This window comes from Granulicella sibirica (assembly GCF_004115155.1).
Lineage (GTDB): Bacteria > Acidobacteriota > Terriglobia > Terriglobales > Acidobacteriaceae > Edaphobacter > Edaphobacter sibiricus.
On sequence record NZ_RDSM01000002.1, the window covers coordinates 524,443 to 541,338 of the forward strand.

Here is a 16,896-nt window from a genome sequence, read left to right on the forward strand (position 1 = left end):
CTTCGCGAATGGCAAGTCAGCAGCGGCGATATCCAAGACCGCCGGGCGGTTAGGTTTCTTACGTTTCCACCTTGATCGCGGTAAGGCTGAGCCGAAGGTGGGGCACCACTTCTCTGGGCAGAGTGGGCGAAAGACCTAGCGGCGGGCGGTGGTGGTTGGTCTTGAGGCGGGTGCGGTGACGGTGCCTCCGCCGCTGGAGATGGTGGCTCCGCTTGGGTTCTGGACGACGGTGACCGCGACGGCCACTGCCGTGGCGGTTCCGGCGGCGACGCCGACTACAACCCACTTGGGAACGATGTGGAAGAGGTGAATGACGCCCTTGGTGGAGGCAGCGGTGGTTACACCTGCGGCAGATGCCGCGCCACTTGTACTCGTCAGGCTGTTGATCTGGTGGATGACGACAGAGGTTGAGACACTTCCGGCGGTGGCCTGGACTTCGATGTTGAACTGGCCGGTAGTGGCGTTCGGGGTGAAGCCATGGCCTACGGCCTTGCCTTCGGCGTCGGTGACGGTCTGGAAGGTACGGGCCGCATTGAAGGTTCCGCTGGCTCCGGAGGGTCCGTCAATACTGCTGAAGAGGACAGTGACGCCGGCGACGGGTTTGTGGTTCTGATCTTCGACCTGCACGATTGGCTCGCGGGCGGTGCGCTGGCGGATGTTGTTGAGTGCGCCTTCGCCTTCGAGGATGTTGATGTGGAGGGTAAGAGGCGCCGAGGTCTTGATGTTCGCAGGCTCCTGAGCGTGGAGGCGAGGCAGCGGAAGCAGAAGGACGATGAGGGCCGCGGCGATGAGACGTCCGAGGAGGCGTGAAGCCGCTTGGGTTGCTTGCCGGGTGCTTTCTCTCAGGGTCATTGTGAGGCTCCTGCGGCAGAGACGCCGATCGAGTTGCTGAGGGTGACAGTGACCTGGCCGACGATCGATGCGTCGTCATCCAGGCTGAAGGTCTGAGTGTAAAGGAACTCTGAACCGTAGGTATCGGAGTCGGGCGACGTGAACCAGCCGGAGAAGATGGAGCTGACGTCGAGGGTGATGTCCTGGGTCTGGATCTGCTTGCCGGCGGCGGGGGTGAAGTGGAAGTGAGCTTGAGTAATCTCGCGGGTGTTGGAGTATCCGAAGGTCGTGACGGTCAACTGGCGCCCGCTCCCGGCGATGGCGACCTGCGAGAGGCCGGGGACGACTGCGGGTACGCTAATGACGGTGGCGGTGGCTCCCGCTGGGGTGACATCGACTCCGCCGGCAGTAAGCGTAAGGGTGATGTTGATGACGCCGGCGACGGTGCCGCTCTGGATCTGGATGGCGGGAGCCGTGGTCTGTCCGGCGGCTACGTCAAAGGAGGTGGTTTGGCCACCGCCGGCGAACTGGATGTTGGGATCGACGATGCCGCCTGAGACTGGGGTAAAGGCGAGAGAGAACTTCGCGGTGACAGGGACGGCGTAGGGTGTGGCGAGGTTGAGGGTGATCGAGGGCTGGTCGCCTGGGCTGGCGGTGGGTGGCGCGGAGACGGTGGCGTTGACGGACGGGGCAACGACGATGAAGGGAATCGATGCCGTGGTCTGATTCTGGGAGGGATCGAAGACGGAGATCTGCAGCGTTTGGACGGTCAGGAGGCTGCTCGCGGGGATGACGGCCTGGAGCGTGGTTGCACTGACGTAGGTGGTGGCGAGCGCAGCACCGTTCGAGCGGGCGACGGAGTCCGAGACGAAGCCGGTTCCGGTAAGGGTGATGGTCTTGGCCCTGTCGCCGAGGCTGGCCTTGGTGGAATCGAGCGACGTCAGGGTAACGGCGGTTCCGTTGAGGGTTGTGGTCGCCTGAGCGGTGGTGTAGTTGGCGGTGTCGGCCGGGGTGAAGGTAACGGTGAGAACCTGTGGGCCGGCGGCGACGATGGCTCCGGCAGCGGGGGAGTAGGTGAAGGAGCCGGGGAGGGTTGCGCCGGTAACACCCGTGGCCGACGCGTTGAGCTGGGCGGCACCGAGGGTTGAACCGACGACTGTGTACGGAGGCGTCGGGAAGGTGACGGTTGGGGTGGCCCTGGTTACGGTGAGGGACGCGGTCTGGCTGGCGGCGGTGAAGTTGGTGGTATCAGTGGGCGTGAAGGTTACGGAGAGGATCTTGGTTCCGGCAGTAAGGACGGCACCTGCGGCTGGCGTGTAGGTGAAGGAGCCGGGGACACTCGTCGTGTTGGTGGTCGAGGCGGTGGCGTCGAGTTGAGCGACGGAGAGTGCGGTGCCATAGACGATGGAGGCAGGGGCTGGGGTCCAGTGGATCGTGGTGGTGGCGGCGCTGACGGCCTCTACAAGGGTGTTTGAGGTGCTGGTCGCGTAGCCAGCCGAGCCGGCATAGGTGGCGGCGAAGCTGTGGTTGCCTACCGTGAGTGTCGGGATGATGAGGACGGCGGCGTTGCTGGCGATGGGCGAGGTGCCGATCGCTTTGCCGCTGTCGTAGAAGGTGATGGTACCGGAGATGGGTTGGGTGCTTGTGCCGGTCTCGGAGAGAGTTGCCGTGAGGGTGACGGGCTGGCCGGCCTGAGCGGGGTTCGGGTTGGCGGTGAGGACGAGGTTAGTCGTGGGGATGTTGACAATGAGCGGGACAGTCGCTGTGGCGGTGGTGTAGTTGACGGTGTCGGTTGGGGTGAAGAGGACGCTGAGGGTGGTCGTGCCGGCTGGGAGGATAGCTCCGGCGGCGGGGGTGTAGCTGACAGTGCCTGCGAGCGTAGCACCCGTGATGCCGGTTATCGCGGCGTTGAGCTGGGTGGCGGAGAGTGCGGTGCCTTGCGCGATGGGTGCGGGGGCTGTCCATGTGATCTTCGGCGTGGCCTGCGTAACCGTGATGGTGGCGGAGCCGGCGCTGGCGGCGAAGTCGGTCGAGTCAGTCGGCGCGAAGGTGGCTTTGAGGGTTTGGGTGCCGGCGTTCAGCATGGTTCCGGCTGCCGGGGTATAGGTGAAGAGTCCCGAGACGGAGGGGACGTAGGGGCTGCTGGCCACTGGGTTGAGTTGGGCGGCGGCGAGGCCTGTCCCGTAAGGGATCGTGGAGACGGTTGGAGTCCAGGTGACTGTGGTCGGAGCTACGGTGATGGTCTGGGCGAGCTGAACTGAGGTGCTCGTGATGTAGTTGGAGTCGCCGGAGTAAGTGGCAGTGAGCTTGTGCGTTCCAGCTCCGAGGGTTGCGATCGGGAGGGTCGCAAAACTAGGCCCGTTGGCTACGTTCGGGAGGACCACCTGAACGGGAGTACCGAGCTGGGTGGCGCCGTCGTAGAACGTAACGGTGCCGGTGAGTGGGTTCGTGATGGTGCCGAGGCGGGTGATAGAGGCCGTCAGGATCGTGGTCTGGCCGAATTGGGCCGGGTTGACGCTGCTGGTGAGCACCGTCTGGGTCATCGCGTTGAGGACGGTGAGGGAGACGGTCGCGGTGGCGTTGGTGTAGTTGACTGTGTCGGCGGGGACGAAGGTGACGGAGAGCGTATGGACCCCGGCCGAGAGGGTGCTTCCGGCGGCAGGAGTGTACGTGACGTTGCCCGCGAGTGTCGCGCCGGTGACGCCTTTGATGGTGGCGTTGAGCTGATTGCCCCCCAGGGCGGTGCCCTGGTCGATGGCGGCGGGGGTGGGCCACGTGATGGTTGGGGTTGCGCGGGTGACGTTGATGACGGTGGTGCTCTGCGCACTGGCGTCGTGGACGGCATCCGTGGGGATGAAGGAGGCGGTGAGAGTCTGGGCACCGGCGTTGAGGATGTCTCCGGGCTTCGCGCTGTACGTGAAGTTTCCGGCCACAGGGGCGCCTGCGTTGTTCGTGGCGGTGGCATCAAACTGCCCGGCGGTGAGCGCTGTTCCGTAGACGATGGTCGACGGTACGGGCGACCAGGTGATCCTGGTGGCGATGGTGTTGACGACCACGGTGAGCTGCCTGCTGCTGACGAGATCGTTAGCGTCGCCGGAGTACGCTGCGGTGATGGTGTGCGAGCCGACCGCGAGGGTCGCGATGGGCAGGCTGGCGACACCGGACGCGAGGGCAACTGTTCCGATGGGAGTAGAGCCATCGGTAAAGGTGACGCTTCCGGTAAGAGGCGTGGCGCCAGGCGCGGTGGAAGTTGTGCGGGCGACGGTGGCGGTGAGGGTCGTCGACTGACCGAAGGTGGTTGGGTTTACGCCGCTGGTGATGGCGGTTGTGGTGATGTCTTTGGTGACGGTGATGACGGTGGTCGCGGTGGCTGAAGCGAAGTGCTGGGTGTCGGTTGGGACGAAGGTAAGGCTGAGGGTTTGCTTGCCAGGGTTGAGGATGGCTCCCGCAGAGGGGGTGTATGCGACGGCACCGGAGATCGTTGCGCCGGTGGCGTCGACGATAGACGCGTTGAGTTGCTGGCTGCCGAGGGCGGTGCCGTATGGAATCGAGGTGACGGCGGGGTTCCAATGAATGATGGGCGTAACAAGCGCCGTCTCGGCGAGTGTGACGGGGGTAGAGGTGCTGGGTTTGAAGCCGGTGTCCCCTGGATAGGCGGCGACCACAGCGTGCTGCGGGGTGCCAATGCGGAGCGGAGAGATGCCGGTGGCGGCGGCGGTGACCGTCTGGGTGAGTTGCGCAAGGAGGATGCTGACAGCGGGCCCGTTCGCCTGGTTGGCGATGGCGAGGTCGGTGTCGCCGTCACCGTTGAGATCGCCCACGGAGATGTACGAGGGGTAGCCGCCGACCGTCGCCAGGGAGCCAGGTGTGAAAGACCCATCTCCGTGTCCGATCAGCACGGATACGGTATTGTCGCCGGCGTTCGGGACGGCGATGTCGAGCTTGCCGTCTCCATTGAAGTCACCTACTGCGACGGAGTATGGAGATTTCCCGACTGCAATGGTTGAGGCCGGGCCGAAGGTTCCATCGCCTTTGCCAAGAAGTACGCTGATGGTTCCGTCGCCGAAGTTGGGAATGGCGAGGTCAAGCTTGCCATCGGCGTTGAAGTCTCCCAGGCTGAGGGCGAGAGGATTGTTGCCGGTTGCAATGGGAGTGCTCGCTTTGAAGGTTCCGTCCCCGTTTCCGAGGAGGATGGTGACGGTGTTGCTGTTGAAGTTGGCTACCGCGAGGTCGGGCCTGCCGTCGTTGTTCAGATCTCCAGTTACGACGACGAAGGGTGTTTTTCCGACGGATGCGGCGGAGGACGAGAGGGCGAAAGTTCCGTCGCCGTTGCCGAGCAGGATCTTGACGGTTTCACTGCCTTGCGTCGGAACGGCGATGTCAGCCTTGCCGTCTCCGTTGAAGTCGCCGATCGCAATGCCGACCGGACTGCCGCTCGGCCCAATCGACGGGGTTGAAGCAACCGTGAACGTTCCGTCGCCCTTGCCGACAAAGACGCTGACGGTGTTGTCGTCGAAGTTCGTCACGGCGAGATCGATGATGCCGTCGCCGTTGAAGTCACCGATGCCGATCAACTGAGGCATGCCTCCGGTGGAAGCGACGGATCCGACCGTGAATGTTCCGTCTCCTTTGCCGAGCATGATCGTGACGGTATTGTTGTAGCGGTTGATGACGGCGAGGTCCAGCTTGCCGTCTCCGTTGAAGTCGGCCGTGGCGGTGAATTGATAGCCCGTCCCGGTGGTTGGGCTTTCCGAAACTCCAAAGCTCACCGAGCGGGCGGCATCGCCGAGATTGGCCGTGCCGAGTGTGGCGTTGCTATTTGTGGTGTCGATGAAGGTGATAGCGCCCGTAGGCGCGGCGGCGGGGTTAGCGAAGCCGGTCGTGGTGGCGGTGAGGGTGTAGTTCCCGACGTCGCCAGTAGCGGCGAGTGTGGTTGACGTGGCATATCTGCCGGAGACCGTGAGCGGCACTGCGGCCGAGGCGGACGAGGTGTAGTGCGTCGTGGGGAGATAGACGGCTTTGTAGCTGTGGCTTCCGATTCCCGGCGAGAGCTTGACGGAGGCGGTTCCGGCGCTGGTGAGCTGCGCGGTGCCGAAGAGATGGATGTCGGTGCAGTAGGCGACGGTGGCGTCGCAGAAGTTTACCTGGCCGGTGGTGATGGGAGTTGTACCAGCGGAGACGGTGGCGGTCAGAGTGGCGGCGTCTCCCGTGGCGATCGTCGTCGCCGGAATCCCGCCGGAGGTGATGGCGAGAGTGGTGGAGGCGGTGGCCTGCTGGACGGTGATGGTGGTGGACGCCGTGGCAGTGGTGTAGGTAGCGGTGTCGGTGGGCGTGAAGAGGACGGTGAGTGTGTGCGGGCCGACAGCGAGGAAAGTGCCTGAGGGGGGCGTGTAGGTGTAGGTACCGTGGACTTCGACGCCTTCGGCGTCTTTGGCGAGGGCGTTGAGCTGATCAGCGCCAAGAGCTGTGCCGTAGGAGATGGTGGAGACGTTGGGCGTCCAGGTGATGACCGGGGTGATGATGTCGACGACCTGGGTGAGGTGGCCCTGACTGGAGAGATCGTTGATGTCGCCGCTATAAGTGGCAGTGATGGAGTGCGAGCCTACGGTAAGATTCGAGGTTGACAGCGCGGCGGTTCCGGTGGCGATAGGGACTGTGGCGAGAGTTCTTGAGCCTTCGGTAAAGGTGACCGAGCCGGTGAGAGGCGAGGTGCTGGAGTTGGCGCGAGCTACGTTCGCGGTGATGGTGATCGGTTTGCTGGCAGAACTTGGGTTCAAGCTGCTGGTGAGGGTGGTGGTCGTTGAGGACTGGGTGACGGAGACGGAGTTGGTGGTGGTAACGGGGTTGAAGTCGGTGAGGTTGTTTGGCGTAAAGAGCAGCGTGATGGTTTGAACGCCTGCGTTGGGGATCGTTCCTGCGGCGGGTGTGTAGGTATAGGTTCCGGGGACGGCTACGGAGGAGTAAGTCGCCGCGGCATTCAACTGCGTGGCCGAGAGAGCGGTGCCCTGAGGAATGACAGCAGGAGCGGGCCAGGCGATGGACGGCGTTCCCTTGGTTACGGTGATGACGGTCTGCGCGGTGGCGGTTTTGAAGTTGGTGGTGTCGGTTGGGGTGAAGGTTACGTTGAGAACCTGGGATCCGGCGTCCAGGATGGTTCCGGCGACGGGAGTGTAGGCAAAGGTGCCGGGGATGCTGGCGCCTGCGGCAGTCTTCGCAACGGCGTTGAGCTCGGAAGAGCCGAGGGCGGTGCCGTAGGAGAAGGTGGTGACGGTGGGGGCCCAGCTAACGATCGAGCCGGAGGCGGTGACGGCCTGGGTCACTTGACCCTGGCTGGCGAGATCGTTGATATCCCCGGAGTAGCTGGCCGTGATGAGGTGGGTGCCTGCGGAGAGGCTGGATAGCGTGACGGACGCGGATCCTGATGAGAGCTGGGCTGTCCCGAGCGGGGTCGTACCCTCGGTGAAGGCGACGCTTCCGGTGAACGCGGCGGTACTTGCGATGGTCCTGCCGACGGTCGCGGTGAGAGTGACGGACTGGCCGAAAGGAGCCGGGTTGAGGCTGCTGGCGACGGTGGTTGAAGTCGCTGCCTTGTTGACGACGACGGAGTTAGTGGCGATGCCGGTGGTGTAATCGGCGAGGTCGGTCGGGGTGAAGAGGAGGCTGAGGGGTTGCGTGCCGCTCTGGAGTATGGTTCCGGCTGGCGGGGTGTAGGAGAAGTTGCCGGGTAGAGTTGCGTTGTTGAGACCTGTGACGGTCGCGTTGAGCTGAGCGGCGGAGAGCGCTGCGCCCTGGGTGATGGCGGCGATGGGAGGCCAGGTGATGTTGGGGGTGGCCCTGGTGATGGTGATGACTTTACTCGTGGTGACGGGCTGGTAGGTGACGGCGTCGGCGGGGATGAAGGTGGCGGACAGGGTCTGGGTTCCGGCTGTGAGTATGGTTCCGGCGGCCGGGGTGTAGGTGAAGGCACCGGCGAGCGAGGTCGTGGTGTTGGGGATGAAGGCGTTTGCGTCGAGTTGGGCGGCGGAGAGGGCGGTGCCGTAGACGATAGTGGCCGGGTTGGGGACCCAGGTGATGGTTGGGATGAGGGTCTCGCCGGTCAGCGGTACGGACTTGGAGGTGCTTGAGGCGAAGTGGGTGTCGCCCAGGTATGACGCGCTGACCTGTGTCGTTGTGTTCGCACCGATGACATGGACGTTCGTGATGGAGGCTGATGCGGTCTGGGTGCGCTGGGTGAGAGCGCTTGTGATGGTGGTGCTTCCGATGTCGGAGACAAGGTCTGGAACGCCGTCACCATTAGCGTCGGCGATCGCCAGCGAGCCAGTGCTATCGCTACCGGTTGAGATGGGAGGCGTGGTAAAGGTTCCGTCTCCGTTGCCCAGGAGGACAGTTTCCTTTGGCACGGTGCCTCCGGCGATGTTGACGATTGCCAGATCCAGCTTGCCATCCCCGTTGAAATCCGCAGTCTGGACTTCTGTAGGACGGGCGTATGTGGCTGCGGCGACTGTCGCAGACGTGAAGGTTCCGTCTCCGGCCCCGGTCAGGATCGTGATGCTTTGCGTGGCCGAAGTTGTGCGCGCAAGGTCGACCTTGCCGTCCTGGTTGAAGTCACCGGTCGTCAGGGCATCTACGGTGGATCCGACAGCCTGAGGCATGGTGGCGCTCGTGATGAATGTTCCGTCGCCGTTGCCGAGGAGAACGAAGAGATTCGAGCTGTCGGAGTACCCCATCACAGCGAGGTCTGGCTTGCCATCTCCGTTGAAGTCGGCGGTTACAAGCCTCGCGAGATTCGGGCTCACGGTGGTGAAGAGTGTTGTGAATGTCCCGTCGCCCTTACCAAGGAGCACGGAGATTCCGCCGCTCACGGAGACGGCGAGGTCGGGGATGCCGTCTCCGTTGAAGTCCGCCGAGACGATGTCGTCGGGAAGGGCACGCACTGTAACGGTCGGGGCTGGAGTGAATGTTCCGTCTCCGTTGCCAAGCAGGATCGTGACTGTGCCGCCGGCCTGATTGGCCGTGGCGAGATCGAGTTTGCCGTCCGAGTTGAAATCTGCCGCGATAATCCCAACTGGACGACTGCCGGTTGCCGGGGACGTCGCGGTCATGGTGAATGTTCCATCACCATTTCCGAGGGCGATGGTCACCGTGGTTGCGGTGTTCGCGCTGGCGGTGTTCGCGTTTGCCACATCGGGGATTCCGTCGCCGTTGAAGTCACCTATGGCGCTGCGGGCGAGAGGGGTGTCGACGCTTACCGTGCTGGTGAGGGCGTTGAAGGTGATTCCGGCTACGCTTGTTCCGAGGGGTGCGGTTCCGAGGGAAGGGATGCCGGTGTCCGAGCTCGGAAACGATACGGTACCGGTGAGGGGGATGCTTGTGGCGCCTCCGGTTCCGACGACGGTGCCGGTGAGGGTGTAGTCGTCCGGTGTGCCTGCCTCAGAGATGGTGGTCTGGGTGGGGTAGAGACCGGTTACAGCGAACGGGTGTGTTGTCGATGTGCTGCCTGTGCTGTTCTTCGTTCCGAGGAAGATGGCTTTGTAGTTGTAAACGCCGATGCCGGGGATGAACTTCAAGGTCGCGGTTCCGGCGCTGGTGAGCTGGGCGGTGCCGAGGAGGTGACTATCCGCGCAGGTGGCCGCGTTGGCATCGCAGAACTTCACCTGGCCAGGCGCGACCTGATCGGTTCCAGAGGCTACGGTCGCGGTGAGGGTGACGACAGAGCCCGAAGTGACCGTAGCGACGGGAGCGCCAGAGGAGGTGATTGCGAGGAGGGTCGAGGTGGAGCGGCTCTGGACTACCAGAGGCACGGCGGCCGTTGCGGTGTCGAAGCTGGTGGGGTCGCTGGGCACGAAGGTGACGGTCAGGGTCTGAGTTCCGATGCCGAGTACGGTACCAAGGGTGGGGGAGTAGGTGAATGTGCCGGAGACAGGGGTGGTGGTGTTGGGGATAAACGCGATCGCGTCGAGCTGACCTGGGGACAGCGGGGTGCCGTAGGGGATGGTGGAGGGATTCGGGTTCCAGGTGATGGCCGGTGTGCGGGTGCCCACGCTCTGGATGACCGGAGTCGTTGTGACGCTGCCAACGTAGTTCGTGTCGCCGGAGTAAGTTGCCGCGATGGAGTGCGAGCCGGAGGTCAGGGTTGAGATCGTGAGGGAAGCTTTGCCGGCGGTGACGGTCGCGACGCCGAGTTGCGTGTCGGTGGTGGTGTCGCGGAAGGTTACGGTGCCCGTAATGGGAGTGGTCTCGGTGCCGGCCTGGGCGACAGTGGCGGCGAAGGTGACGGTCTGGCCGAAGCTGGAGGGGTTCGGCGTGCTGCTGAGTGTGGTGGTCGTGAGGGCGTTGTTGACCTGGATGGTTCTGGAGGATGCGGCGGTGGTGTAGTCGACGGAGTCGGTGGGAACGAAGGACAGGCTGAGTGTCTGGATGCCGGGCTGGAGGATGGTTCCGGCGGGAGGAGCGTAGGTGAAGACGCCGGAGAGACTAGCGCTGTTAAGGCCAGTGGCGGTTGCATCGAGTTGGGTGGCGGAGAGGGCGGTGCCCTGGTTGATCGCGGCGGGTGCGGGCCAGGTGATGGTGGGTGTCAGCCTGGTGACTGTGATCACCGTTTCAGCGGTGGTGTTCTTGAAGTTCGTGGTGTCGGCGGGGACGAAGGAGAGGCTCAGGGTCTGGCTGCCAGCGTTGAGAACGGTCCCGGGTGCGGGGGTATAGGTGAAGACGCCTGGGACTGTGACACCGGACGCCGTTTTAGCGATGGCGTTGAGCTGGGCGGTGCCGAGGGCGGTGCCGTAGGGGATAGTCGTGGTGGTAGGCGCCCAGGTGATGACGGGCGTCATGGTGCCGACGACCTGGGTGGTGGCCGCGAGGGTGGTGCTGCCGTTGTAGTTGATGTCGCCGGAGTAGGTGGCGGTGATGGCGTGCGAGCCGGAGGTCAGGGTTGAGATCGTGAGGGAGGCCTTGCCAGCGGTGACGATCGCGACGCCGAGTTGCGTGTTGGTGGTGGTGTCGCGGAAGGTGACGGTGCCGGTGAGGGCGGCGGTTTCGGTGCCGGTTTGGACGACCGTGGCGGTCAGGGTGACGGTCTGGCCGAAGGTGGATGGGTTCGGCGTGCTGATGAGGGTGGTGGTCGTGAGGGCGTTGTTGACCTGAATGGTTCTGGAGGCGGTCGCGGCGAGATAGTTGCCGGTGTCGGGGACGAAAGTGAGGTGAAGGGACTGGAGGCCGGGCTGGAGGATCGTTCCGGCGGCTGGGTTGTAGCCGAATGAGCCCGAAACCGGCTGGTTGTTGAGGCCGGTGACAGTGGCGTCGAGCTGGGTGGCGGAGAGAGGGGTGCCCTGGTTGATGGCGGCGGGCGTCGGCCAAGCGATGGTGGGGGCGATCTTGGTGACGGTGATAGTGGTGGTCTTGGTAACAGGAACGAACGGGGAAGCAGGTGTGAATAGGACGGAGAGAGTCTGGGTCCCGGCTGAGAGTACGGTGCCGAGCGCGGGTGTGTAGGTCAATGTGCCAGATAGGGGGTTGCCGGGGGGATCGAAGCCGGTGGCGTCAAGCTGACCCGCTCCGAGCGGCGTTCCGTAGGGAATAGTCGCGGGCGTGGGGTTCCAGGTGACGGATATCTGGTCGGGGACGATGGCTTCGGTGATGCTTGCAGAGGTGCTTGTCTGGTAGTTCGTGTCGCCGGAGTAAAGGACGTGGATGCTATGGGTCGCGACGCTAAGGGCCGAGGTGGTGAAGGCCGAGGTGTTGTTCACGACCGGGACCGTGGCGAGTCGAAGAGAGCCGTCGAAGAAGGTGGCGCTGCCTGCGGCTGCGGCTGCTCCGGCATGGGCGATGGTCGCGGTGAGGGTGACGGACTCACTGGCGTAGGCAGGATTCGGGGTGCCCGTGACGGTGGTCGTCGTTGTGGCGAGCACGTGGATGGTGTTCGATGCCGCGGTTGTGGAGTAGTCGGTGGTGTCGGTGGGGACGAAAGAGACGTTGAGCGTCTGGAGGCCGGCGGCTAGAACCGTGCCGCTCGATGGGTTGTAGGTGAAGGCACCAGGCAGGTTGGTTCCACCGACTCCGGTCGCGGTGGCATCCAGCTGGGTAGCGCTGAGGGCAGTGCCCTGGCCGATGGGACTAATTGCGGGCCAGGTGATGGTTGGCGTTGCCTTCGTGACGGTGATGACGGTGGAGCCGCTGGTAGGCTTGAAGTTTGTGGTGTCGTTCGGGACGAAGCTGACATTCAGGGTGTGGGATCCGGCGGCGAGGACGGTGCCGATGGCTGGGGTGTAGGTAAAGGTCCCGGGTAGGTTCGGGAGGGATGCAGGGCCAGAGAAGCTGGCGGTGGCATTGAGTTGGGAGGAGGAAAGGGCTGTTCCGTAGACGATGGTGGCTACGGCTGGCTTCCAGGCGATGGTCGGGCTTGCCTTGTTGACGGTGAGGGCGATTGGTCCGCCAGTGCTTGCGAGATGCATCGTGTCCCCTGGGTAGGTAACGACTATCTCGTGCTCTCCGGTGGAGGGTAAGGAGTAGGTAATGCTGGCCGATCCGGCGGTGAGCGTTGCTTGGCCAAGGCTGGTCCCGGTTGTCTGATCGGCGAAGGTCACGGTGCCCGACAGAGGTTTGCCGCTGGTGTCGGAGACGGTTGCTTTGAGTGTTACGGGCTCGCCGTAGGTTGTGGGATTGGGTGTGAGCTGGAGGACGGTGCTACTGTTCGCGGCGTTGACGACGATGGGGACGGTTTTGGTCGCGGTGTTGAAGTCCTGATTGTTGCTTGGGGTGAAGGTCGCGGTGTCCTGCGTGGTGCCGACGTTGAGGAAGGATCCAGCGGCGGGGGAGTAAGCGAACGAGCCGGGGACCGTGGCTCCGTTGATGTCCCTGGCGACCGCGTCGAGTTGTATCGCGGACAGGGGAGTGCCGTACGTGATGGCTGTGGGTGCGGTCCAAGTGATGACCGGGGTGAAGGTGCTGACAATGACCGACGCTCTATCGGTGGCTGAGGTGTAGTCGGTCGTGTCGGTCGGCGTAAAGGTGACCGAGATGGAATGCTCGCCGGCATCGAGGATTGCTCCGGCGCCAGGAGTGTAGGTGAATGTGCCCGGAATGATGGTGCCGGAGGCGTTCTTCGCTACTGCGTCGAGTTGCGCGGCCGAAAGCTTTGTTCCATACGAAATGGTCTGCGGATTCGGTGTCCACGTGATGATCGGCGCCACCTTCCCGACGGTGTAAACGATGTACCGGGACACGGGGACGACAAGCTGGCTGTAGATGCTGTCGCCGCCGTAGCTCGCGCCGAAGGCATGGTTCCCGGTGGAGATGGATGCGAGGGTCAGGCTGGCTACGCTGCTTGCTGCTGTGCCGCGTATTAGATCCGCCGTTCCGATCATGACGCTGCCGTCGTAGAACTGCACGGCTCCCCCAGGAGGATAGTGGGTGCCGTTCAGTGTGATACTTACGACGGTAGGAACGCCGGAGTTATAGGTCTGGTTTGCCGGAGTGGCGGCGATGACGAAAGTCGAGACGGCAGACTTCGTGACCGTAACGGTCCTGGTTGTCGTGACCGAGGCGTAGTCCACGGTGTCGGCCGGGGTGAAGACTGCGGTGAGCGTCTGGGAGCCGGCGCTGAGATAGGAACCGCTTATGGGGGTGTAAGCAAAGGTTCCGGCGATGCTCGCGGTTGCGTTCAGGTAGGCCGCGTTGATCAGAGTCGTGGTGGTCGCGGTGGCCGGTGGATTCCAGGTGATCGCCTGGGTGAGTTGAGTCACGCTGACGCCTGTTGTGCCGGAACCCGAGGTGAGGTCGATGTTTCCGCTGTAGGTCGCGGTGATGTTATGTGCGCCGCCGGCGCTGAAGGCGGCGGGTAAAGTAGCCTTGCTCGTCCCTGTCGTAACGACGGAGACGATGTTATGGAAGACGAACTCTGAATCGAGTCCGTTGTGCTCATAGACGACTAGGTCGGCGTGGCCGTCGGCATTGAGATCGGCAGCGGCCTGAAGCACGAGGTTGGCCTGGGTGAGGGTCTGGCCGAAGACGTTGCTGAAGCCGCCGTCGCCCCTCCCGCTTAGAACGTGGACCGCACTGCTGTCGTAGTAGGCGAGATCGGAGATGCTGTCGCCATCGAAGTCAGCGAAGATGCCGTCGGTGAGCTTGGGGAGTGCGGTCGGGACGGGCGTGGAAAAGGAGGTCGTCTTGGTCCTCTTGTTGAGGGCTACGACGACACCGACGCCGGGTTCGACTGCGGCGAGATCGGAGTAGGCGGTGTTGGTTGTGAAAGGCCTGGCGATGAGCCTGGTGGTTGCGGCACTGACGGGGATGGCGGCGGCGGTGGTGAAGACGGCCTTCCCATTGTTCTGGTAGGGCTGGATGGTGACCACGCCGTTTGCGTTGGTGTGGAGCAGGGCGAGGTCTGTGTATTTATCGTTATTGAAGTCGGCGGCGACGAGTTGGGTTCCGGGGACGTCGGTGGTCGTGGTGACGGGACCGGCGTTGAAGTTGGGCTGAGAGCCTCCTGTGCCGAAGAAGGTCTCGATGCCGTAAACCGGGGTGTCGTAGGGGGAGTTGGTTTGGCCGGTGGCCACAAGGTCGAGGATCTTGTCGTTGTTAAAGTCGGCGGCGACGAGTTGAGTGGCCGCGCCGGCGTCTCCGACGTAGTAGCCATAGTAGGCCGGGAAGGTTCCGTCGCCGTTGTTGAGGGCCATGTAGATCTGGCTTCCGCCACTGGAATCACCGCAAAGGTAGGCGATGTCGGGGTAGCCGTCCCCGTTGAAGTCGCCCACGGTGGCGGCGGGCAGGGAGTAGCAATACTGCGCGACGGTAATGGCCTGGGCTGCCTGCAGCGTTCCTGCGGGCGATCCGCCGAGGAAGAGCTGCATGGTGGCTTCGGTGTTCTGAATGATGAGGGTGTCGGGGATGCCGTCCTGATTGAAGTCTGCGACAAGCGGGATCAGGAGGGAGGGAGAGCCGTCGGGATGAAAGCCGCCCGTGGTGATGGTGAGTGGTTGCGCATTGGCGGTTGTAAAGGCGAGGGTCGAGGGCGTCACCTTGACGGTTCCGAGAGTGGTTCCTGCAGTGGTGTCCTTGAAGACGACGCTCCCGCTGGGAGCGCCGGGGACGAAGTTTCCGCCAGATGTTTGTGTGGGCCCGGCTGTTGCGATCTTCGCGGAGAGGGTTGAGGAGCCGCCGGGAAGGACGGAAACGGGAGTAGCGGAGGCGGTGACGGTTGTCTTGGCGGGAGAGTAAAGCGGGATGACGGGATTGCTGGAGAGGCTGCAGTAGCTGTAGTTCCCGCCAAGGTTACAGACATGGATCGTCAGGTTGGAGAGGCCAAGATCTTTTACGGCCGGTCGGGCAAAGGTGAGCGAGCCGGATGTAATGACGTCGGCGGTCAGATGGCCGGAGGTGTAGGAGCTATCGATGCTTACCGTGGCATAGGTATTGCCAGCGATGAAGTTGGTTCCAAGAACCTCGACTCTGTTCGGGACGCTGGCGGGGCCAGGCGTGAGGTTGTTTTGCTGCAGTGCCAGCAGGCTCGCACTGGTGATGGTGGGATAAAGGATCTGCATAGCAACGTTGGAGCTCGATGCCGGATAAGTGCAGATCGAGGCTCGGCTCGCAAGGCTTATCTGGACAAGCGCGACTCCCGAAGTGAAGTAGCTTGGCGCTACCTGTACCGTGGTTGCGGGAAGAGGGACCACCGCGCTCGTGGTGGTGATGCTTGTCGGGGCAATCTTGCTCGCAGTCCCCCCTGAGACGACGCAGAAGCTATAGACGCCACGGCCGGCGAGAGGAAAGTTTCCTCCAAGTGTGACCGAAAGCGCGCCAGTTCCAGCGATAACCGATGCGGGACTGACGGAGGTTGCGCCGGCAGCAGTCTGGGCCATGGCCGGGACAGTGCTAAAAAGCAGGCCGAGGAAACCAGAGAGGACCGAGAGTCGACGCATCAGTTTTTGACCGTGGTGTTGGTTCCGGAATCCGAGGTGGAAGCTGCGTTAATGGCCGGGATGAAGAGGACGCGCGGTATGGACGCGGAGGCGTCAAGCATCCAGGCGGGGCCGGAGTCGGCAGAGGTGACGCGAAAGACGCCCGAGCCCGAGAGCTGAGCGACCAGGGCCGGCTGGCAGGAGCAGGCGAAACTCTGCGGGGCGGTCTGGGCGGTAAGGTCGACGCGCACGATGGAGGCATTGCCGGTGTTGGCGAGGATGGCGTAGTGCCCGTCGTGGGTCGCGCCGAGTCCCTGCGGAGACTTCAGCATGCTGGCGCTGGGGATGAGGGTGGAAGCGGGAGAGGTGGTACTGTTGCTCACCATCGTGACGCTGTTGCTGGCGGCATCGGCGAAGAGGAGATTTTCCGTTGTGCCGACGAAGGAGAGACCGCCGAGGGTGGCGACCGAGCCCGACGTGTTGGGTGTGCCCGCAAGAGAGATGGTGCGAATAGAGCCAGACGAGAGGGCGGCGGCCACGGTGGCGCTATCGCTCACAGCCGCCTCGGCGATGGCAGAGTTGAAGGCGACACTTTGCGCTTTCGGGCTGGAGCCGAGGGTGGTGAGGAGCGTGACTGAGGACGTGCCGGGAACGAAGGCGACGGCATTGTTGCCGGAGGGCGCGAAGCGGATCTGGGCGTTGGGCGCAAGCGTGGCGGAGAGACGGACAGGACTCCCTGAGGGAAGGGACATCAGGTCGAGAACACCGTCGGTCTCCTGCAGGATGGCGAGATTACTGACGGCGGACGAGGCGCCTGTGAGGTAGAGGTCGGCTGGGACGACGCTCTCTCCGAGTCGCGAAGAGCCGGGGATTCCGAGGACTGGGCGCAGAGTATGCGTCTTATCGCTCCATATATATCCGAGCTGTGGACCGCTCTTCACGGCGGAGGGAATCGACGTTGGGGCAGTGGAAGTGGCGTTGACGGGCGAGCCGGCGATTCCGCTTCCGCAACCGGTAAGCGACGTCAGCACACCCGCGCCAAGGAGGACTGGAACGTAGGCGGCGAGGAGTTTTTGGGCATGACGAATCAAGCGGCGGCGTGACATAAGGCTCCCCGGAGAACGTAAATTTTGGATTCAGGGCGTCGAATGAAGAACGACAACTCCCGATCGCA

At 63.5% G+C, this 16,896-nt stretch carries 3 protein-coding genes; all 3 read right to left on the reverse strand.

What is annotated here, in order from left to right; genetic code table 11:
* Positions 1–135: 135 nt before the first annotated feature.
* From GRAN_RS13215 to GRAN_RS13225, 3 genes are read right to left on the reverse strand one after another with little or no spacing between them, the layout of a single operon-like run.
* Positions 136–852, reverse strand: a complete 717-nt coding sequence (locus tag GRAN_RS13215; RefSeq protein WP_128913492.1) for a hypothetical protein — start codon at positions 850–852, stop codon at positions 136–138.
* A complete protein-coding gene (locus tag GRAN_RS26705) occupies positions 849–15,743 on the reverse strand; it encodes an Ig-like domain repeat protein (RefSeq protein ID WP_128913493.1) in 14,895 nt (4,964 codons plus the stop codon). Before GRAN_RS26705 ends, GRAN_RS13215 begins: the two co-directional genes overlap by 4 nt.
* Positions 15,743–16,828: a hypothetical protein gene (locus GRAN_RS13225; protein WP_128913494.1), complete on the reverse strand. Its 1,086-nt coding sequence runs from the start codon at positions 16,826–16,828 to the stop codon at positions 15,743–15,745. Before GRAN_RS13225 ends, GRAN_RS26705 begins: the two co-directional genes overlap by 1 nt.
* Positions 16,829–16,896 lie beyond the last annotated feature (68 nt).